The sequence below is a fragment of the Pseudoalteromonas sp. AS71 genome (assembly GCF_038900275.1).
In the GTDB taxonomy this organism is placed as follows: Bacteria; Pseudomonadota; Gammaproteobacteria; order Enterobacterales; family Alteromonadaceae; genus Pseudoalteromonas.
This window is the reverse complement of sequence record NZ_JBBMQZ010000015.1, coordinates 39892-59417: the sequence shown is the minus strand read 5'-3', so window position 1 is coordinate 59417 and position 19526 is coordinate 39892. Positions and strand designations below refer to the sequence as shown.

General features: G+C 37.9%; 19 protein-coding genes. 10 read left to right on the top strand and 9 right to left on the bottom strand.

The features are described 5' to 3' along the window. Positions 1–2: 2 nt before the first annotated feature. Positions 3–734, top strand: a complete 732-nt coding sequence (locus WNY98_RS12535; RefSeq protein WP_007585858.1) for a VacJ family lipoprotein — start codon at positions 3–5, stop codon at positions 732–734. Positions 735–796: 62 nt separating this feature from the next. On the opposite strand, the gene WNY98_RS12530 is transcribed toward WNY98_RS12535, so the two are convergent. After that, positions 797–2023, bottom strand: coding sequence for an HDOD domain-containing protein (locus WNY98_RS12530; protein ID WP_342878049.1), 1227 nt, complete (start codon positions 2021–2023; stop codon positions 797–799). 332 nt (positions 2024–2355) lie between these two features. On the opposite strand from WNY98_RS12530, the gene putP reads away from it, so the two are divergent. After that, positions 2356–3834: a sodium/proline symporter PutP gene (gene putP, locus WNY98_RS12525; RefSeq protein ID WP_076923495.1), complete on the top strand. Its 1479-nt coding sequence runs from the start codon at positions 2356–2358 to the stop codon at positions 3832–3834. Positions 3835–4110: 276 nt separating this feature from the next. Here the strand turns inward: putP and WNY98_RS12520 are convergent, their stop codons facing one another. Continuing rightward, complete coding sequence (locus WNY98_RS12520; RefSeq protein ID WP_007584105.1) at positions 4111–4428, bottom strand: YebG family protein; 318 nt, start codon at positions 4426–4428, stop codon at positions 4111–4113. 314 nt (positions 4429–4742) lie between these two features. Between WNY98_RS12520 and WNY98_RS12515 the strand changes: the two genes are divergently transcribed. Then, positions 4743–5039 (top strand): helix-hairpin-helix domain-containing protein, encoded by a 297-nt coding sequence (locus WNY98_RS12515; protein ID WP_342878048.1) that lies wholly within the window; start codon positions 4743–4745, stop codon positions 5037–5039. A gap of 24 nt (positions 5040–5063) precedes the next feature. On the opposite strand, the gene WNY98_RS12510 is transcribed toward WNY98_RS12515, so the two are convergent. Both WNY98_RS12510 and dsbB read right to left on the bottom strand, forming a co-directional pair. Beyond that, the gene (locus WNY98_RS12510; RefSeq protein WP_024599183.1) at positions 5064–5366 is read right to left on the bottom strand and encodes a DUF6170 family protein; all 303 of its coding nucleotides are present in this window, start codon (positions 5364–5366) and stop codon (positions 5064–5066) included. 1 nt (position 5367) lies between these two features. Continuing rightward, the gene (gene dsbB / locus WNY98_RS12505) at positions 5368–5886 is read right to left on the bottom strand and encodes a disulfide bond formation protein DsbB (protein ID WP_342878047.1); all 519 of its coding nucleotides are present in this window, start codon (positions 5884–5886) and stop codon (positions 5368–5370) included. Positions 5887–6272: 386 nt separating this feature from the next. On the opposite strand from dsbB, the gene fadR reads away from it, so the two are divergent. Together fadR and WNY98_RS12495 are read left to right on the top strand one after the other, a co-directional pair. Next, positions 6273–6986 carry a fatty acid metabolism transcriptional regulator FadR gene (gene fadR / locus WNY98_RS12500; protein ID WP_004335692.1) on the top strand — a complete coding sequence of 238 codons (714 nt, stop codon included), beginning with the start codon at positions 6273–6275 and terminating at the stop codon, positions 6984–6986. 364 nt (positions 6987–7350) lie between these two features. Next, entirely contained in the window at positions 7351–7956 is a 606-nt protein-coding gene (locus WNY98_RS12495; protein WP_007378637.1) for a peroxiredoxin C, read from the top strand. A gap of 59 nt (positions 7957–8015) precedes the next feature. On the opposite strand, the gene WNY98_RS12490 is transcribed toward WNY98_RS12495, so the two are convergent. Together WNY98_RS12490 and smpB are read right to left on the bottom strand one after the other, a co-directional pair. Continuing rightward, positions 8016–10607: a TonB-dependent receptor gene (locus WNY98_RS12490; RefSeq protein WP_197185685.1), complete on the bottom strand. Its 2592-nt coding sequence runs from the start codon at positions 10605–10607 to the stop codon at positions 8016–8018. A gap of 697 nt (positions 10608–11304) precedes the next feature. Continuing rightward, positions 11305–11784 carry an SsrA-binding protein SmpB gene (gene smpB, locus WNY98_RS12485; RefSeq protein WP_024599180.1) on the bottom strand — a complete coding sequence of 160 codons (480 nt, stop codon included), beginning with the start codon at positions 11782–11784 and terminating at the stop codon, positions 11305–11307. Positions 11785–11931: 147 nt separating this feature from the next. Between smpB and WNY98_RS12480 the strand changes: the two genes are divergently transcribed. Next, positions 11932–12372, top strand: coding sequence for a type II toxin-antitoxin system RatA family toxin (locus tag WNY98_RS12480; protein ID WP_007584120.1), 441 nt, complete (start codon positions 11932–11934; stop codon positions 12370–12372). Then, the gene (locus WNY98_RS12475) at positions 12369–12692 is read left to right on the top strand and encodes an RnfH family protein (RefSeq protein WP_007584122.1); all 324 of its coding nucleotides are present in this window, start codon (positions 12369–12371) and stop codon (positions 12690–12692) included. The genes WNY98_RS12480 and WNY98_RS12475 overlap by 4 nt, the downstream gene beginning before the upstream one ends. A gap of 132 nt (positions 12693–12824) precedes the next feature. On the opposite strand, the gene WNY98_RS12470 is transcribed toward WNY98_RS12475, so the two are convergent. Beyond that, on the bottom strand, positions 12825–13184 hold the full coding sequence (locus WNY98_RS12470; protein ID WP_024599178.1) for an outer membrane protein assembly factor BamE: 360 nt from the start codon (positions 13182–13184) through the stop codon (positions 12825–12827). Positions 13185–13291: 107 nt separating this feature from the next. Between WNY98_RS12470 and WNY98_RS12465 the strand changes: the two genes are divergently transcribed. Continuing rightward, positions 13292–13621, top strand: a complete 330-nt coding sequence (locus WNY98_RS12465) for a GIY-YIG nuclease family protein (RefSeq protein WP_024599177.1) — start codon at positions 13292–13294, stop codon at positions 13619–13621. 95 nt (positions 13622–13716) lie between these two features. On the opposite strand, the gene WNY98_RS12460 is transcribed toward WNY98_RS12465, so the two are convergent. After that, on the bottom strand, positions 13717–15636 hold the full coding sequence (locus tag WNY98_RS12460) for a methyl-accepting chemotaxis protein (RefSeq protein ID WP_076924512.1): 1920 nt from the start codon (positions 15634–15636) through the stop codon (positions 13717–13719). Between the two features lie 192 nt (positions 15637–15828). Next, on the bottom strand, positions 15829–17301 hold the full coding sequence (gene ilvC, locus WNY98_RS12455) for a ketol-acid reductoisomerase (protein ID WP_342878046.1): 1473 nt from the start codon (positions 17299–17301) through the stop codon (positions 15829–15831). A 138-nt stretch (positions 17302–17439) separates the two neighbouring features. On the opposite strand from ilvC, the gene ilvY reads away from it, so the two are divergent. Together ilvY and WNY98_RS12445 are read left to right on the top strand one after the other, a co-directional pair. After that, on the top strand, positions 17440–18345 hold the full coding sequence (gene ilvY, locus WNY98_RS12450; RefSeq protein ID WP_007584128.1) for an HTH-type transcriptional activator IlvY: 906 nt from the start codon (positions 17440–17442) through the stop codon (positions 18343–18345). Positions 18346–18461: 116 nt separating this feature from the next. After that, positions 18462–19508, top strand: a complete 1047-nt coding sequence (locus tag WNY98_RS12445) for a GGDEF domain-containing protein (protein ID WP_171972317.1) — start codon at positions 18462–18464, stop codon at positions 19506–19508. Positions 19509–19526 lie beyond the last annotated feature (18 nt).

Genomic DNA, 19526 nt, shown 5'->3' with positions numbered 1-19526 from the left:
AGATGTTAAAACACAGTTTTACTTTTTTATGTTTATTGATACTAGCCGGGTGTGCTCAAGTACCACAAAGCAAAGTAGATGACAGAGATCCGCTGCAAAGTATTAATCGTCCGTTATACGATTTTAATATGGATGTATTGGATGCTTATTTATTGCGCCCCGTTGCTGTAGGTTATGTTGAAGTAACGCCTGTACCGGTAAGAAACGGTATTGTTAATTTTACAGGTAATATTACAGCGCCTGTCGATATGATTAATGCGGGTTTGCAAGGTAAGCCGGGTAATGCAAGTGTGAGCTTAGCGCGATTTTTAGTTAACTCTACAGTTGGTATTTTTGGTATTTTTGATGTTGCTAGCTCATTAGGCCTTGAAATTGTAGATGAAGACTTTGGACAAACGTTGGGTGTATGGGGGGTGGGTGATGGCGCTTATTTAATGCTACCAGGCATGGGTCCTACAACAGCACGTAATCTGACTGGTGATGTAGTCGACAACTTTGTATTACCTGAAGTTGCGCTAACGACTCCACAAACTATTCTAGTGTTTGTTTTAAAAGCAGTTGAGGCACGTGCATCATTAATCCCACAAGAGGGGTTATTAAATGATTCACTTGATCCGTACTTATTTGTAAAAGATATTTACTTTCAGCGTCAAATTTATGAACTGTACGACGGCAACCCGCCAATTAAAGAAGAGCCAGCTGATTTTGATGAAGACTTTTTAGAAAGTTTATAATTGAAAAGCCACTCACAAAAACGCCAGCTAAATGCTGGCGTTATTGTTTGCTGTTTAGATATTTATTTTTCGTTAACTATTAACTGCATTTGTTCATTAACCCAAGCTAGTGCTTCATGATAGGCATCGGGAACTTTTTCAACTAGGTTTAGTTCTTTCGTTAGTTCGTTTGCGGCAGACCAATTTGCTTGTTCATAATACTTAACTAAGTTTAAGTATTTTGCCAATAAGCCTTCGTCGTTTAATAGCGCTGCTTTTATATCATTAGAAAGTGGAAGTTTTTTCATGACGCTTTCCATGCTCTCATCCAAAATTGCATCCATAAGAGACATCATACCGGTTAAAAACGCCATGCCAGTGTCTTTAAATTGTCCGTGGGATATAGCCAGTAATTCAGCAAATCGAGCGCGTGTAAGCGATAGCCTAATTAGCTCTACAGGTTTATCTGCAGATACTTGTGCTGCAAACAGTAGTGACAATAGCTTTTTAATTTCATTGGCACCAAGCACTATAAGGGCTTGCTTAATTGTCCTTATTTCAGCGCGCCTAGTAAATGCTGCTGAATTTGAATACCTGAGTAACTTATAAGATAGGTTTACATCACGCTCAAACACGTCAGTGATTTTTTTAAGATCCATATCAATGTTTGATGTTTCGTAGAGTAATTCAGCTAATGCCATTTCTGAAGGCGGTAAAGCCTTACTTTGTACCATTTCAGGTTTTGAGAAGAAAAACCCTTGGAAATAATCAAACCCAAGCTCTAAAGCTTGTTGGTAAATTTCGTAGGTTTCAACTTTTTCGGCAAGTAACTTAATATGCGAGTGTGGTTTTAAATCGTTAAGAACCGTTTTTATTGTATCTATATCGCATGTTAAAAAGTCTATTTTAATGATATCAATGAACGGGTAAAAATGACGCCATACAGGTTGATGAATGTAATCATCAAGAGCAATAGTGTAACCTTTATCTTTTAAATCTTTAACAATAGCTAATAAACGCTTACCAGGCTGAATCGTTTCAAGTATTTCTACTACTATAGTATCTTTACCTAGCAGAGTAGGATAACCCTTTGACAGCGTTTCTAGGGTGAAATTTATATAGGCAGGTTTATTATCGGTTAAATCTTCTAAACCAAAATTAAACTGGCTTCCCTCAATAAGTCGTGTTGTTGCTTCGTCACCATCTATATCGGGAAATACGTTATCAACGCCATCACGAAATAAAAGCTCATATCCGATGAGCTTTTTATCTCTGTCTAAAATCGGTTGACGTGCAGCGTAAAAATACATAAACAGTTCCGTAAGAGTGATGTAATTAGGTATTGTAATAATATATGGCAAAAGATTCAAAATAGCATTACGTATATTTGCATGATTAATAAATTATCATTATAAATTAAGGGGTTTCTTGTATTTAATTTATTATATTTTACCAATTAGCTTTAAAATTATTCAACATGAGTATTTTTGTATCAGCTGGGGGCAACAAGTTGGAGATTTTATTATTAAGCATGATATAGTCAGCGAGAATGGTTTTTATCCTAATAGTGTCTTTATTATAATATTTTAAGAGTCAATATTCGGATTAAGAGCCTGTTATTAATAATTATGCGGAGGCTAATTTGGAAACAGGAATGATTATTTCACTAGCATTATATTTTGTTGTAATGTTGGGTATCGGACTATATGCATATAAGCAATCTACTGACGATGTATCTGGTTACATGTTAGGTGGACGAAATCTATCTCCAAGCGTTGCTGCACTGTCTGCGGGTGCATCGGATATGAGTGGCTGGATTTTAATGGGCCTACCTGGTGCGATGTTTGTTACTGGTTTTAGTAGTACATGGATAGCAATTGGCTTGGTGATTGGTGCTTGGTTAAATTACCTGTTAGTTGCCCCTAGATTACGTGTGTACACTGAAAAAGCAAATGACTCTATAACAATCCCAGATTACTTTTCAAATCGCTTCAATGATAAGTCAAACTTATTACGTGTTGTATCAGCTATAGTAATTATCGTCTTCTTTACCCTTTATACGTCATCAGGTGTTGTAGCCGGCGGAAAGCTGTTTGAAAGCTCATTTGGTCTAAGTTATGAAATGGGTTTATACATTACGACAGGTGTAGTTGTTTTATACACTTTGTTTGGCGGTTTTTTAGCGGTTAGCTTAACTGACTTTGTGCAAGGTTGTATTATGTTCATTGCACTTATTCTTGTGCCTACCGTTGCATACTCTTTACTAGAACAACCCCTAGAGTCAACTCTGCATAGCGTAAACCCAGATATGCTTAACTGGATTGGTGCAGGCTCTGCATTAGGTATTATTTCTGCAATGGCCTGGGGCTTAGGTTATTTTGGCCAACCACATATCATTGTTCGCTTTATGTCAGTACGTAGTGTTAAAGATATGCCTAAAGCACGCCGTATTGGTATGACATGGATGATTGTTGCTGCCATTGGTGCTGTTGGTACTGGTATATTTGGTGCTGCTTATACTTATGAGAATAATATTGTAGTTGAAGATCCTGAAACGATTTTCTTAATTCTTTCTGAGTTATTGTTTCACCCACTTATTGCTGGCTTTTTATTAGCTGCAATTTTAGCTGCCATTATGAGTACAATTTCTTCACAGTTACTTGTTAGTTCAAGCTCATTAACAGAAGATTTCTATAAAACATTCTTACGTAAAGATGCTAGCGATAAAGAACTAGTTGCTGTTGGCCGTATTAGTGTAGCCATAGTTGCTATGTTTGCTATTTACTTGGCTTACGACAGAGATAGCTCTATATTAGATTTAGTAAGTAATGCCTGGGCTGGCTTTGGAGCTGCGTTTGGACCACTTGTATTGTTTAGCCTTTATTGGAAACGTATGAATTTTGCTGGCGCCTTATCAGGTATGTTAGTAGGTGCGTTTACTGTACTAATTTGGATATATGGACCATTTACTATAAATGGTGAAGGCTTAAGCAGCTTTATGTACGAAATAGTACCAGGCTTTATTTTAGCGAGCATCGCAATTGTTGTTGTTAGCTTAGTTACAAAAGAGCCTGAGAAAAACATTACCGCTTTATTTGATGAAGTAGAAAAAGAGCTTTAAATAGTAATTACTGCCCATTTTTGAATGGGTAGTAAATTAATACCAATCCGCAATAATACTTAATCATTTTGCGGGGCTAAACGTGTCACTACCTGTGTTGAAAAATTATCATTTAGAACAACTAAATAGCGAATTTTTTGACTGGCTATCAATACGTTTTTCCACCCTCAAAATAGATCACTTAATAAAGCGAATTGGTATAATAAAAAAGGGAGCAACTTAGTTGCTCCCTTTTTTATTTAGTTTGTCCCGTCCGAGGAAAGGGCAATCTACGAGTTAACTTGCTTTTTTATCGTTGTTATCTTCAATTGATGCAACGTTATCTGACTTTTTACTTTTTGCTGGTGCTTTGGTAACAACTGGATCTTTACCGCCCTTTAGTATGGTCATAAAGTCATCTTTGCTTTTCGCTATTTCTAAAGCAAGTGATTCAATTTGTTGCTCACTAAGCGGTACGTCTACCTTTTCTAGCATTAGCTCAAGTGATTCTGCTATATCGAGCATCTTGTCATAAGCATCAGCTTCTTTTTTGGTAGTAAACGTCATACGCTCGACTCCGTTTCGTTCTACAACATATTTAACAACAACAGCCATGATTTCTCCTGCAAAATTGCTTGGCACCGTGGTTTGTAAAAACCATTAGATTACTGTTTTTATGTACAGTAATGGTTTGGGCGTAAATTTGCAAGCGCGAAGTATTAATTTTTAGGTGTCTTAAATTTGACAAAAAACGGTAACTTTACTTTAGTTAAGCAATCACTTTGTTGTACCAGCTGCATTTTCAGGATTTCGGATCATAGTGATAATGCGTTTAGGTACACTTTAAGTGATGAGCTTTACAGTTCCTTATTTTTTAGTTTTCCTGAGCAACATTCAAAATTAAGAAAAGAAGAATAAGGACAAGTTTGATGAAAACGTTAAAAAATTTATTAATTATAAGCTTATTATGCCTACTACCTGCAACTACCGTATATGCACAATTATCGGAAGTAACTAAGCAAATGCCTCATGTTGAGACAATTAGTATAAATAATGCAGATGCAGATATGCTGGCTAAGCTACCTGGCATAGGTAAGAAAAAAGCGCAGGCAATTGTGGATTACCGAGAGGAAAACGGCGAATTTAAAAGCGTCAGTGATTTATCACAAGTTAAAGGAATTGGTAAAAAACTATTAGCCAAATTAGAAGGAAAAATATCACTTTAAAGCGAGTAAGGAATAATCAGGGCGTTATACGCCCTGATTAAGTTGTTTTAGCGCATCGCTTAAGTGCTTTTTAGCAAAGTTAATTTCAATAGGTGTTGTTAGTAGCGGATAGCAAAGCCCACCAAGTATCAAAAAAGGGATTAATATCCAGCCTTCAAATACCGTAAATATTAAAAATAATGGGCTAAGTAACAATAATTTTATAATACGTAGTAAAACTTTATCTATTGGCGATAGCATACTTAACGAAAGTGCTATTACGTCCTGACGCTTGCGTACTTTTAGATGTTTAAGCTCATCTAATTGGCTTGAAAAAAATGTAAACATATCAAATCGACTTTTTAATTAATAAACGGCCAATAACTATAATAAATAGTGTTAGTGAGAAAACCCCAAATATAATTACCATCCAAGCAGGCATGCTCAAACCAACAAATTGCCAATCTATATTTCCACAATCCCCGGTCGCTTGAAAAAAGCTAGGTATCCATTCATGTAACGGCATAAATGACGGGAAGTTTGGCTCAAACTCACAGCTGAATGCAAAAGGATCTGTGGTGGTTTGCATATCAATATGTTCGCGAGCAATTAAATATCCCCAAACACTCGATACCCCCCAAATTACATACGCAAGTATACGAACTGTTTTGCTCTGTGGTTTAGTCGAACCTATAATTCCTGCACCTAATAAGCCTAGTACAGCGGTGCGTTGGTATATGCACATTATGCAAGGCGCTAACCCCATTTGGTATTGAAAGAAAAGAGCGGTCACTTCCAGTAAAAAAACGATGGCTGTAAATAAAAGCCATGGGGTACGTTGGGTGGGTAATTGCGCAAGCCAGTTCATAAAAATTCCGCGTTTTAATAAGACGTTAGATTATGACGCAGGATAAAGTATGCAGCAACAAAAAGGAAAAAAAAGCTACCGAAGTCACTTTTTTTAAGATGGAATTAGTGACTACTCGGTAATGCCCCAATAGGGGCGACATGATGATCTATTAGGCCTCATTAATACATAACAAATAACAATGTACCTACGATGAATATTACCAGTAGAACTGTGCAGTTTAGCTAAATTATAAAAATATAAATTTTATTATTTATTAATCTTTAATTTCTACTCATTTGCTTATTAATATACCTGACTTTACTTGTTAGTTATGCTTCGTCTGGTACAATCAGTCAGTTATTCGTGTAAAACGATGAGTGTTGATTAATTCGAGTGGGAACTGGATGAGAATTTTTAAAGCGAAAAGCCCAGCAGGATTTGCTGAAGAATATATAGTTGAATCTATTTGGAACGGCGATTTCCCTCCAGGTTCAATTCTACCTGCCGAGCGAGAACTTTCAGAGTTAATTGGTGTTACAAGAACGACCTTGAGAGAAGTATTACAGCGTTTAGCACGTGATGGTTGGTTAACAATTCAGCATGGTAAACCGACAAAAGTAAATAACTTTTGGGAAACGTCAGGCTTAAATATTCTTGAAACATTAGCGCGCTTAGATGAAGACAAGATGCCAGAGCTGACAGATCAGCTTTTATCTGCACGTACTAATATTAGTGCTATTTATACACGTGCTGCAATTAAGTTAAATCCTGAACGTGTAATTGAAATTTTATCACAAAGCCATGAGCTAGAAGACACTGCGCAGGCATTTGCTGACTACGATTATAAAGTTCATCACGAATTAGCCGTTGCGGGTAATAACCGTATTTATGTATTAATACTCAACGGTTTTAGAGGCTTTTATTCAAAGATTGGTTGTCATTATTTCTCTGATGCCGGAACTCGTGAACTTGCTCGTCAGTTTTATAAAGATTTAACAATTTTGGCAGAAAATAAAGAGCACGATGGTGCTATTTCGATGATGCGTAAATACGGTCATCAAACAGGTGAGATTTGGCAAAAAATCCGTGGCGATATGCCCTCAGATATAATGGATTAAATCTAAACGAGAAACCTGCATTTGCAGGTTTTTTTGTATCTGTAAAAATTAATACCACATTATATGATTTTTTAAACAATTTAACGTACTGACTCTTCTTCAGAAACGTCCAAAGCTCTATCTAATTACAACGCAGTTTACATTTCAAAATAGACATATTATTCAAGCAAATTTGTGCAAGTTGTAAGTGTTCGTTATTTTCGATTGCTCACATCGTTAAATGCGATTGTTCTTTTGTGGTGAATAACTTTAGAATGCCAATTAATTATATGTATGCGCTATTGGTTTTTAATTTTTAGCGCCCATATAAGTACCAGCATTGCGAAAGCAATTGAAAACAAACTCAAAATATTTGGAGAATAAAATGGGTGTATTAGTAGGCCGCCAGGCACCAGACTTTACCGCTGCAGCTGTTCTTGGTAACGGTGAAATTGTAGATAGCTATAATCTTCATGAAACCATTAAAGGTAAAAAAGCAGTTATCTTCTTTTACCCACTAGATTTCACGTTTGTATGTCCTTCTGAACTTATTGCATTTGATAAGCGTTTTGAAGAGTTTCAAAAGCGTGGCGTAGAAGTAATTGGTGTTTCTATCGATTCACAATTCTCACATAACGCATGGCGTAACACTGCTGTTGCAGACGGCGGTATTGGTAAAGTTCAATACGCACTAGTTGCAGACGTTAAACACGAAATTTGTAAAGCGTATGACGTTGAGCATCCAGAAGCGGGTGTTGCATTTCGTGGTTCATTCTTAATCGACGAAGAAGGCAATGTACGTCATCAAGTAGTGAACGATTTACCACTAGGTCGTAACATCGACGAAATGCTTCGCATGGTTGACGCGTTAGCGTTCCACACTGAGCACGGTGAAGTATGTCCTGCTGGTTGGACTGAAGGTAAAAAAGGTATGGACGCAAGCCCTGAAGGCGTTGCTAAGTTCTTATCTGAAAACGAAGGCGAGCTATAATCTAGCCCTTAGTTTTAAATAAAAAAACCGCCAATTGGCGGTTTTTTTGTGTCTTTTATTTAGAAAGAAAAGCTTACTTTAGTGTACAAGTAGCGGCCACGAGGGTTATGCACAGCTGATGCATAACCGTATAAATCGCCATCGCCATCACCAATTGCAAATGGTGGCTCTTCATCAAATAAGTTATTAACACCTAAAGATATTTTAGCTGACTCAGTAATACGGTACGACGTTTGTAAATCAACAAGCGTTTGCGAGTCAATCATACGTGAAGTATTGCTATCAAAGTCTAAATTGCCATCAAAGTCGATATCAGGTGTATCTTCAAATTCACCTACATAACTGATATTGACATTGGTGTTAAACTCACCAATTTCCCAGTTGGTTGAGAAAATAAAGCGATGCTCTGGGTAGCCATATTCACCCGTGTAATCACGACCATCTTTTTCAAACTTATCTTGATATGCCCACTCTAGATTAAACTTAAGTAAACCTAAGTCATCAAGAGAGTGGTTATAGTTTGCTGAAACATCAACACCAGATACTTCCTGCGATGATAAATTTTTAAATGTGCTGTGTATTTTTTGTATTGTGCCTAAGCTTGCACCGCCTGTAGGGGCTAAACGAACACATACAGTACTATTTTGGTTACCGCATTCTGCTGCATAAATAGGACCAAATTCTTCTTCATCGATTTTGTTATCTTGAGTAATACTCCATACATCAACACTTAAACCAAACTCAGCTGTAGGTGCCCAGATAACGCCCACGTTCCATGATTCTGACTCTTCTGCTTGTAAATCAGGGTTACCAGAGAACTCAATGTTGTAATCAAGTGCTTGGCAATCTAATCCCGTTTGTTCACAGCGCTGCGTATCAACAAAGAATTGGCTTTTTTGCGACGGACCTAAGCCTATTTGCGCTAGCGAAGGCGCTCTAAAGCCTTGCGCCCAAGAACCACGAACAGTTACTTCGTCAGTTGGTGCCCAGCGCAGAGCTATTTTTGGATTTGTTGTTGTACCAAAGTCGCTATAATCATCGTAACGACCTGCTAATTGTAGTTCGAGGTTTTCAGCAAGCGGGATTGAGAATTCAACATATGCAGCGTATTGTTCACGATCAGCAGAAGCTGATACTGATTCAGTACCAAATATTAAGCCACGTTGAAATTGATCATCAGGGATATCATTTACATCTTCTTCACGGTACTCAATACCGGCGGCCATCATTACAGCTTCGCCACCAAAACTAAACGCTTCACCTGTAATGTTTGCGTCAAAAGAGGTCATATGAGACTCACCGCGACGTACTAAGCTGGTTGTGATTCTGTCAATTACAGCAGGGTCGTTATATGTGCCACCGAATGGATTATAGTTACCGGCATCAATTTCTTGTTGTAAGAAATCGGTGCGTACCCAGCCTTGTGTACGATCGCCAGTTTGTAGTGATTTACTGCGACCTTTTTGTACCGCAGTCTCCCAGCTCCAATCGTTTATTTCGCCCTTCAACCCTGCAACAAAGCGTAAGGTATCTGACTCAATGTCCCATTGGCGAGCACCAGCATCTACTGTACGGTAGCGACCAATTTGAATATCTTCGCCAAATGGATTGTTTGGATGACTAGCGGGTACAGTAAGGCCTGCATCTTCATCAAGTGGTGTTGGTGCACCAGCAGCGACAGAGCTATTATGCTGAACAGCCATTTCTAAAAAGCCAGTAATGCCGTTATCAAAGCGATATTCAAATTGTGAAATAGCGCCTACACGCTCAGATGCTGGGGCAACATATCCATATGGGCCGTAATCAAATAAACAGCTACCACTTGAAGTTGCATTTTCAGCAGGACAGGCAGGGTCGATTGTTTTAACGCCATCTACGTAAAAGTAGCCCGGAAAGCCACGAGATGAACGGAAATCTTCACCACCATAAGGTGCTTGGTTTGCAGTGCCAAGGCTGCCCATTTCATCAGAAGAAAGAGATGTGTTTTTAAAGTAATCGATAATAACAGATGCACTACTTTTTTCGCTTGTAGTACCCCAAACTAGGCTTGCTGTTGTTTCTTCATAATTTGGACCATCCGTACCGCCATAGCCTAGGTTAATCTCAACACCATCAATATCTTTCTTTAAAATAACGTTAACTACACCCGCTACTGCATCTGAGCCGTAGATTGCTGATGCGCCATCTTTGAGTATATCTATGCGCTCAATAGCAGAAACAGGGATACTGTTTATATCTACAAATGAGTTGGTGATACCTTCAGCAAAGGCACTAATTGATACACGGCGGCCATTGATCAGTACGAGTGTTGCATCGGCTCCTAACCCTCGTAAGCTTACTGCAGCTGAACCGTTAGCGGTTGAATCTTGGTTGTTACCACGAGTAGAGAAAGTACCGCTACCTGCTACAGGCATTCTTTCTAGAAGCTGCTGCAAGTTATCGTAACCCATGTTTTCGATTTCAGCTCTACCGATCGATTGTACCGGAGAAGGCCCTTCAATATCCGTTCGCTTAATACGAGAACCAGTAACCTGAATTCGCTCTACTTTTTTAGCTTCTTCAGCTGCGTAAGCCGTTGTTGTAAAACCTGCTGATAATGCGAGTGTTGCGCCCACAATAATGCTTGGTGTAAATGCAGTTGATTGCTTCATCCTTAAGTCCTTGTTGATATATTATAAAATTATTTGCTTAACAAGCGCGAGTATTAATATCATGTAACTTAAGTGTTAGCAATTAGCTTAATTTGTGATTTAAGTATTAGTTTCAATGCTTTTTTGTGGGTTTTATAACCTTATTTAGACTTTTTTCTAGGTGAAACTAAGCGTGAATAGGACATAGACTTAATAATTGTTATATAGCTAGATGAAGCCATGTGTGGAGTTGCTAATGATCAAAATAATTTGTAATAATTTATTTCTATAAATTAAAAATTTTTGTTTTATCTGCTTTTAACTTGAGCGGGGAAGCTGATGCTAAAAGCGTTGAAACTTTCTGATTTACGACTGTGTAGATACAGGAGGTAGGGTAATGCAGGAGCAATTGCTGAGAATGGCTAAGTAATACCAACCTGCATAAATCTTTGATCAATTTAACGAATTAAATTGCATTATAACATCGTTAAAAATTTTTTATTTAGAACAACTAGATATAAAAATTTTTGCCTAGTTCTAGCGTAATTTCTTAACGTTAAATAGACCCCATATATAAGCAGATTGGTATAACAAGTTTTGTCTTGTTATCGATACAATTTTCTTATTTCAAAGTAGATTACTTAATTGAGCGAGCTGGTATTATTTGAGTTTTTATATAGGTGAAATTAAAAACGCCTAATAAATTAGGCGTTTTTATTTATGCTTTATGCTTCATTAAGCGTTCTTTTTCACGCGACCAGTCTTTATCTTTACCGTCTTCGCGTTTGTCGTGTAGCTTTTTACCCTTTGCTAGATGAAACTCAAGTTTTACCCAGCAGTTTTTCCAGTACATCGCTGTAGCTATTAAAGAATAGCCATCGCGCTCTGTAGCACCGAATAAACGGTCAAGTTCGCGTCTGCTTAATAGCAATTTACGATAACGTAGCGGGTCGCAAATTACATGGGTCGAGGCACTAATAAGTGGCTGAATCTGACTGCCAAGTAAAAATGCTTCGCCATTTTTAAGATGAATATAAGTTTCTGTGATATTTACTTTACCAGCTCGGATACTTTTAACTTCCCAGCCTTGTAGTTCAATACCTGCTTCAAACTTATCGTGTAAAAAATACTCATGTCGCGCTTTTTTGTTTAGCGCGATGGTATTACTTGTCGATTTTGATGAATTTTTCTTAGCCATAGTGCCCTATAATATACGTAATGTGAGATGTTTTACATCGATTTTTTTAATAATGCTTTTAAAAATTTAGCTTTAATTTAAGCTGCATGAAAATTTGGGGAAACGCGCAAAGCTTGCTAAAATTCGCCCACACAGTTGGGAGTGAGTATGCCACAAATAGAAAAAAGTGCGCTGGTTATGTACAGCACTAAAGAGATGTTTGATCTAGTTAATGATGTAGAAGCTTATTCACAGTTTTTACCAAATTGCTCAGATTCAAAAATTGTTTCACAGCACGATAATAACATGACCGCGAGTTTAGAAATATCTAAGGCGGGTATAAAAAAGTGGTTTACCACCGAAAACACCTTTGTTGATGAACAAACCGTGTTACTACGCCTTGTTGATGGTCCGTTTAAGACGTTAAAAGGGCGCTGGCATTTTCAAGAGCTTGACGCCAAAGCATGTAAGGTTCATTTGCACCTCGAGTTTGAATTTTCAAGTAAGTTAATAGAGCTTGCCTTTGGAAAGATTTTTAACGATGTAGCAAAAAATATGGTGAGTGCATTTACTCAGCGTGCAAAACAGGTTTATGGAGCGCGAGTATGATTAATGTTGAGGTAGTCTTTGCATTACCGACCACAGCCACGTGCTTATCAATTGAAGTGCCACAAGGGACTACAGTAGAGCAAGCTGTTATTCAGTCAGGTATTATAGAAAAGTGTCCGGAAATTGATGCCACATCGCTAACGTTAGGTGTGTGGAATCGAACTGTAAAAGCTAACTATGAATTAAAAGACGGTGATCGTATAGAAATATACCGGCCATTAATTGCAGACCCTAAAGATGCTCGCAGAAAACGTGCAGAAAAAGCAAAAGAAGAGGGGCGTGCAAATAAAATAACGGGCGGTCGCCCACTCGAGAAGTAATACCTATAGGCATAAACCTCGAACCGTTTAACAGATTAAATCACACGCTAACGTGGTTAAAATGGTAAAAGCTTTTTAAGTAAACCAATAAAAAAGGTGAGCCATGCTCACCTTTTTTACTACTTGAGACGTTTATTGCTCTAGCGGTGTAGTAAAGTTTTCAGGTTGATCATAATCACCTGAGATTGAAACTAACTTTTCATTTTCAAAGTTAATTACTAACTCTTTATTTTGTTCGTTTTTACGGCCTTTATTAAAGCTGTAAATATAGCGCCAAGTATTGTTATCAAAGGCGTCCTCGGCAATAGGTCTACCTAATACATAAATAACTTGCTCTCGGGTCATATTTATACGAAGTTTTTCAACATCCGACTGCTCTAAAAAGTTGCCTTGTGGGATGTTAATTCGGTATACCCAGCTAGAGCAACCAGCTGCTGAGCTAAGTGTTAAAGCAACGATAAGCCAAAGAGAAAAAGTTTTTAACGACTGCATTGTTAGTTGTGATCCTTATTTTTTATAATCTGCATGATACCGATTAGTCACTGAAGGTAAAACCCTTTTAAGCAATTGTTTTATGTTAAGGGCGTTAAGGTAATGTTTTGACCACTAATAATGAAAAAAGTTTACAACACATTGAAACGAATATTTTAAAAGCTGAGTCTACTTGGTTTTTATATATAGTTGAAACACGATTTGGTCATTGGTACACAGGGATCACGACTAATGTTGAAAAACGCTTTGCAACTCATCAAGCAGGGAAAGGGGCTAAAAACCTTAGAGGCAAAGGGCCGCTTTTACTTATTCATCAACAACAAGTGGGCAACAAAAGTGAAGCAAGTAAGCTTGAATATCAATTAAAAAAGCTCTCCAGGGCCAAAAAGGAAGCGTACGTTTTAGCATTTAATAGCGGCACTATTGAAAGCGCTTAACTTGTTCAAATTAAGCATATTCGTTGTGAGCAAAAACTACCATTGATTATAGCCTTTGCTCACGGTAAACATACAGTTTTATAGCTACTTACTACTTAGCGGTGTTTTTCAAAGGTCGCTACAAGTGCATCAAGTGTTTGTGCGCTGTTTGCTAAGTCTCTAATAGCTTGCTCTGTATTGATTTGTTCGCTCATAGCTTTATCGCTAATTTCGCTAATTTGCTCAATATTACGACTTACATCGGCAACCACGTTACTTTGCTGCTCAGTTGCAGTCGCTATGAGCGTAGCCATATCGTTAATTTGATTGGCTGTTTCGGTTATCGTATCGAGCAATTCTACTGAGTTTTGCATAGCACCAACGCTTTGCTGTGCTTTATCTTTCGATTGACCAATATCGTTAACTACATCTTCAGATATTCTTGTAAGTTCTTCAATCATAGATTGAATTTCGGTGGTTGATTGCGATGTGCGGTTTGCCAGTGCACGTACTTCATCAGCAACAACAGCGAAACCGCGCCCGTGTTCACCAGCGCGAGCAGATTCAATTGCAGCATTTAAAGCAAGCAGGTTAGTTTGATCCGATATGCCTCTAATTGAGTCAACAATACTTGCTATATCAACCGTTTTTTTAGAAAGCAAAGTAACTTGCTCTGTTATGCCATCAATATCGCTGGCAAGGGCTGATATAGTTGCTTGGCTTTGGAGCACTTGTTTGTGACTTTGAATGGTGTTTTCGCGACTGTTATCGGTTAACTTTGCTGTATTTGCTGCGCTTTGCGCTATTTCTTGTACTGTAGCGCCCATTTCGTTGATTGCTGCTGCGACAGATATTGTTTGCTCTTTTTGGTTGTCTATTGCTTGAGAGTTTCGTTTTGCTTGTTCAAATACATGATCAGAACTTTGACGAATATCGTGGCTTTCGCTGGCAACCTGAGTAATAGCTACCTCTATTTTATTAATAAACTGATTGAAGCCATTACTTAGATTGTTAAGCTCTGGTTGGCTCGATTCTGGTAAGCGATATGCTAAATTTGCATCGCCTGAGCCTAAGCGTGAAAATAACTCAGCCATTTTAGAAAGTGGAGATGAAAGTGAGCGAGCAAGCAAGTAACTGATTAAACTGGCAACCAATGCTGTAATTACCGTAAAAGTAAATATTTGCCATTGCAGGGTATTTACGCTTGCGAAAACTTCACTTTTTGGCACTTGGGCTACAACATATAAGTCGGTGTTTTTAATCGGCATAGCAGCAACGAGTGTCGGTTCACCATTTAAATTGATTTCTTCTAGTGCAAAGCCATTACTATTAAATAGTTGACTGTGAATATTTGCAGTATATAAATCATCAATATTTGCTTTAGCTACTTTACTTGCATCTTTATGAAGCTGAATCAATCCACTTTTATCTGCAATGAATACAAAGCCTGTTTGCTCAATTTTAAATTGCTGTAATAGCTTTTGCATATCAGTGATGCTTTTTGCAAGACCTGCTAAACCAGTACCATTAGCCTGCTGATGATTTACAAACATTTTCACATCATTGGCTGACTCTTGATAAATACTGATAGAGTAAGGTTGTTTTGATTGCTTAAAAGCAAAGAACCAGCCATCGGCTGCATCGTTTTTTAACACACGCAAAAAACCATTCTGGTTCCAGTACTTTGCGGTGTCTCTATTTGCCCAAGATGCTGTGGCTAAATCGTATTGCTGGGCAACGCGATTTAATTCTTTTAATAGTAATGTATCGTCTTGGTTGTTTGATTGAGCCCATTGTAAAATAAATTCGTTTGATGATAGTTGCTGAGCAGCACCGAGTAACTCGTTGATTTCACCGCCTATGTGATTGCTGATTGTTTGCAGTTTACTAGGAAGCTCTGACTCAATCATACGTCGCTCGATAATATCCTCTGAGCTGTGTAGGGAAGTCAAACCAATCAGTGCGGCTACGCATATAGCAATAACACTGCCTAAAGCTGTGATTTTTTGAGTGATCGAAAGATTTTTTATCGTCATGATATTAATTAATTTTACAACTAAATAGAAAAACATATTAGCACATTATTTATTTGGAACTAAATATTGGCTAAGCAGAATAAGCAAAGATATACCAGATTGGTTAAAGTTTTATTAACAAGCATAAAAAAGCCCACATGCAAAAAGCATACGGGCTTGGTTTCTAACAAGCGAAACTTTTATTGTTTAGGGTTAAACAATTTTTTTCATTGCTGACATGTAGCCACGTAATTTAGCACCTACTTTTTCAACAGGGTGTTCACGCAGTGCGGCATTGATTTGAATTAATGTTTGGTTATCAACTTGGTTACTGTGCTCGCCAAGGCCTTTACCAATGATGTCTGTATCAACGTTTTTCATAAAATCAGCAAGTAATGTTAAACATGCATGGTTGTATAAATAACAGCCGTATTCTGCAGTATCAGAGATAGTACGGTTCATTTCAAAAAGCTTTTTACGCGCAATCGTATTGGCGATTAATGGCGTTTCGTGTAATGACTCGTAGTAAGCTGACTCTTCGATAATGCCAGCTGCTGTCATGGTTTCAAATGCAAGTTCAACACCCGCTTTAACCATTGCTACCATTAAAATACCGTTATCAAAAAATTCTTGTTCTGAGATTTCTACATCGCCAGCAGGAGTCTTTTCAAAGTTAGTTTCTGCTGTTTCGCTACGCCATTTAAGTAAGTTTACGTCATCGTTATTCCAGTCTTCCATCATAGTGCGTGAGAAAGTGCCGTCGATGATGTCATCTTGATGCTTATTATAAAGTGGACGCATAATTAGTTTTAGCTCTTCACTTAGTTCAAACGCTTTTACTTTTGCAGGGTTTGAAAGGCGGTCAAGCATGTTTGTAACGCCGCCGTACTTAAGTGCTTCGGTAATTACTTCCCAACCATATTGAATTAGTTTTGATGCGTAACCCGCATCAACGCCTTTTTCTATCATTTTATCAAAACATAAAATAGAGCCAGTTTGTAACATGCCACATAAAATGGTTTGTTCGCCCATTAGGTCAGACTTAACTTCAGCAATAAATGATGATTTAAGTACACCTGCGCGATGACCACCCGTACCCGCTGCATACGCTTTAGCTTGTGCTAAACCAAGACCTTGAGGGTCATTTTCTGGGTGAACTGCGATCAAAGTTGGCACACCAAAACCGCGCTTGTATTCTTCACGTACTTCAGAACCAGGACACTTAGGCGCAACCATGATTACAGTAATATCTTCGCGTACTTGCATGCCTTCTTCAACGATATTAAAGCCATGAGAGTAAGCAAGGGTAGAGTCTTTTTTCATAAGTGGCATAATTGCACTTACTACAGCGGTATGTTGTTTATCTGGCGTTAGGTTAAGTACTACATCAGCTGTTGGGATTAGTTCTTCGTAAGTGCCAACAGTAAAGCCGTTTTCAGATGCATTTAAAAATGATTGGCGACGCTCAGAAATAGCTGATGCGCGTAATGTGTAAGAAACATCTAAACCAGAGTCACGTAAGTTTAAGCCTTGGTTTAAACCTTGTGCGCCACAGCCTACAATAACTAGTTTTTTACCTTTAAGTGCGTCAACGCCATCGGCAAATTCGCCTGCGTCCATAAATTCACATTGCGCTAATTGCGCTAATTGCTCGCGTAAAGGTAAGGTATTGAAATAATTCGCCATTGTTAGTGTCCTATAAAGTCATGTTTGTTAGATGCGCAAAGTTTATTACGCTTACAAACACCATATGTAAAATCGTTGCTTGCGTAAAATGATATATTTGAATTAAAGTGTTTCATAATATGAAATGCTGGGTTTGACATGGATCATAAACATTTAAACTACTTTTTAGCGCTGGCTAAAACACTCCACTTTGGGCGCGCAAGCGAACTTTGTCACATAAGCGCGCCCACTTTGAGCCGCAATATAAAACACTTGGAAGAAGAGGTAGGTGTTGCATTATTTGTACGCGATAACCGCAGTGTTAAATTAACGCGTGAAGGTGAATCGTTTATTGATTACGCCACAGCGACGCTTGCTAACTGGCAGCGTTTTAAAACGAATGTAAAAGACCCGCAACAACATATTTACGGCAAAGTAAGTATTTATTGCTCGGTTACTGCATCTTATAGTTTTTTACATCAAATATTAGAGCAACTACGTGCGCAGCATCAGTATATAGAAATAACATTAAATACAGGCGACCCTGCACTTGCTATAAACCGCGTGTTAGATGGACATGAATTAATGGCAATTGCAGCTAAGCCAAATAAGTTACCGGCACAAATTGCTTTTGTAGATATAGGGCATTCTCCACTTTTATTAATTGGACCAAAAATTCAATGCCCGATCACACAAAAACTAACGCAGAATGGTGATGACATTAATTGGTCTGATTTAGAATTTATTGTGCCAGAACAAGGTTTTTCTCGCCAAAGGTTAGAACACTGGTGGCGCAAAAATAATATTCACGGGAAAATTTACGCACAAGTTGCTGGGCACGAAGCGATGGTATCTATGGTGAGCTTAGGATTAGGTGTCGCAATGGTTCCTAAAATAGTGCTAGATAACAGCCCGCTGCAAGATAAAGTACAAATACTAACACCAAAAATGCAAGCTCCTGATGGGTTTGATATTGGCTTGGCTGTATTAAGGAAAGAGTTAAATGACCCTGCAATCAGCGCTTTGTGGAATATTGCGCAAACTTTAGATGCAAAAGCGATTTAATGCGCGCAGAGAATAAGCAAGTTAGTTAAATAGTATGAATATAGGTTGCGTATAAGTTTACTATTACTTAACATTGAGCGCTAATAATAAAAACAATGACGCTTGAGAGTTTATTTATGAACCACGCTGTATCACTTGCTCATTCTGCCCAATGCCTGAAAAAGGCGATTCCTTTGATGGTAAAATACCGAATGCCGGTTACTCCCATCAACTATGCAATTTGGTACTGTTATATTCAAGGAAACAAACCGTCACTAAATGCTGAGTTAGACCACGTTATTGCTCAGCAACAAACATGTTCACAAGACAAAGCAAAAGAGATATTTGACAAACATTTAACGCAAGACGATCTCGTTTTTTTTCAAGAAATGACTGAAAAATTTCATACAACTATAGAGCAAGTTCAGCAAGATATAAGTACCACGCTTGATCACTCCAAAAGCTTTACGACGAGTTTGGTTGACTCTCAAAATGAATTAAATATGCTTGTTGATGTAAATTCTTACAATGAGATATTAGGTTGTGTTGAGCGTTTAACCGACGATTCTATTGCAATGCAAGATTATGCTCGCGAATTTCAAACTAAATTAGCCGTTGCCTACAATGAAATAAAAGACTTAAAAGAAGCACTCAATATTTCAAAAGAAGCAGCCGATACCGATACACTTACGGGTTTTTATAACCGAGGTAAGTTTGATTCTGATATTGTAAATTTTTGCTTTGAATATTCAGAGCAAGCGCAAGAAGACTCTCTTGCCGTCCTTATTATGTTTGATATTGATCACTTTAAGCGCTTTAACGATGATTTTGGCCATCAAAAGGGTGACGAAGTACTTAGGTTAGTTGCTAAAAAAGTGAGAGAGAATACAACGGAAGCTGCAAACGTGTATAGATATGGTGGCGAGGAGTTTTGCATAACAGCCTACTTTGACACTATTAACGATATAATAGCGTTTGCCGATTGTATTCGTTTAGCAATTGCAAAACTGGTGATTCGTAAAAAGCATGATGTAACTGCAAAACGAGCTATTTCAGCAAGTTTTGGTTTAGCGATTTTACGCCCATTTACCAATAGCTCCGTTTTAGTTGAGCGAGCAGATAGAGCTTTATATATCGCTAAAACACATGGACGAAACCGAATAGAAATAGCTCCAGATATTTAATAAGTATCTGGAGCTATT

What these genes read in the sequence shown, in the direction of transcription:
- WNY98_RS12535 (WP_007585858.1), top strand. Translation starts at nt 3, where the DNA reads ATGTTAAAACACAGTTTTACTTTTTTATGTTTATTGATACTAGCCGGG.
- WNY98_RS12530 (WP_342878049.1), bottom strand. Translation starts at nt 2,023, where the DNA reads ATGTATTTTTACGCTGCACGTCAACCGATTTTAGACAGAGATAAAAAG.
- WNY98_RS12520 (WP_007584105.1), bottom strand. Translation starts at nt 4,428, where the DNA reads ATGGCTGTTGTTGTTAAATATGTTGTAGAACGAAACGGAGTCGAGCGT.
- WNY98_RS12515 (WP_342878048.1), top strand. Translation starts at nt 4,743, where the DNA reads ATGAAAACGTTAAAAAATTTATTAATTATAAGCTTATTATGCCTACTA.
- WNY98_RS12510 (WP_024599183.1), bottom strand. Translation starts at nt 5,366, where the DNA reads ATGTTTACATTTTTTTCAAGCCAATTAGATGAGCTTAAACATCTAAAA.
- dsbB (WP_342878047.1), bottom strand. Translation starts at nt 5,886, where the DNA reads ATGAACTGGCTTGCGCAATTACCCACCCAACGTACCCCATGGCTTTTA.
- fadR (WP_004335692.1), top strand. Translation starts at nt 6,273, where the DNA reads ATGAGAATTTTTAAAGCGAAAAGCCCAGCAGGATTTGCTGAAGAATAT.
- WNY98_RS12495 (WP_007378637.1), top strand. Translation starts at nt 7,351, where the DNA reads ATGGGTGTATTAGTAGGCCGCCAGGCACCAGACTTTACCGCTGCAGCT.
- WNY98_RS12490 (WP_197185685.1), bottom strand. Translation starts at nt 10,607, where the DNA reads ATGAAGCAATCAACTGCATTTACACCAAGCATTATTGTGGGCGCAACA.
- smpB (WP_024599180.1), bottom strand. Translation starts at nt 11,784, where the DNA reads ATGGCTAAGAAAAATTCATCAAAATCGACAAGTAATACCATCGCGCTA.
- WNY98_RS12480 (WP_007584120.1), top strand. Translation starts at nt 11,932, where the DNA reads ATGCCACAAATAGAAAAAAGTGCGCTGGTTATGTACAGCACTAAAGAG.
- WNY98_RS12475 (WP_007584122.1), top strand. Translation starts at nt 12,369, where the DNA reads ATGATTAATGTTGAGGTAGTCTTTGCATTACCGACCACAGCCACGTGC.
- WNY98_RS12470 (WP_024599178.1), bottom strand. Translation starts at nt 13,184, where the DNA reads ATGCAGTCGTTAAAAACTTTTTCTCTTTGGCTTATCGTTGCTTTAACA.
- WNY98_RS12460 (WP_076924512.1), bottom strand. Translation starts at nt 15,636, where the DNA reads ATGACGATAAAAAATCTTTCGATCACTCAAAAAATCACAGCTTTAGGC.
- ilvC (WP_342878046.1), bottom strand. Translation starts at nt 17,301, where the DNA reads ATGGCGAATTATTTCAATACCTTACCTTTACGCGAGCAATTAGCGCAA.
- ilvY (WP_007584128.1), top strand. Translation starts at nt 17,440, where the DNA reads ATGGATCATAAACATTTAAACTACTTTTTAGCGCTGGCTAAAACACTC.
- WNY98_RS12445 (WP_171972317.1), top strand. Translation starts at nt 18,462, where the DNA reads ATGAACCACGCTGTATCACTTGCTCATTCTGCCCAATGCCTGAAAAAG.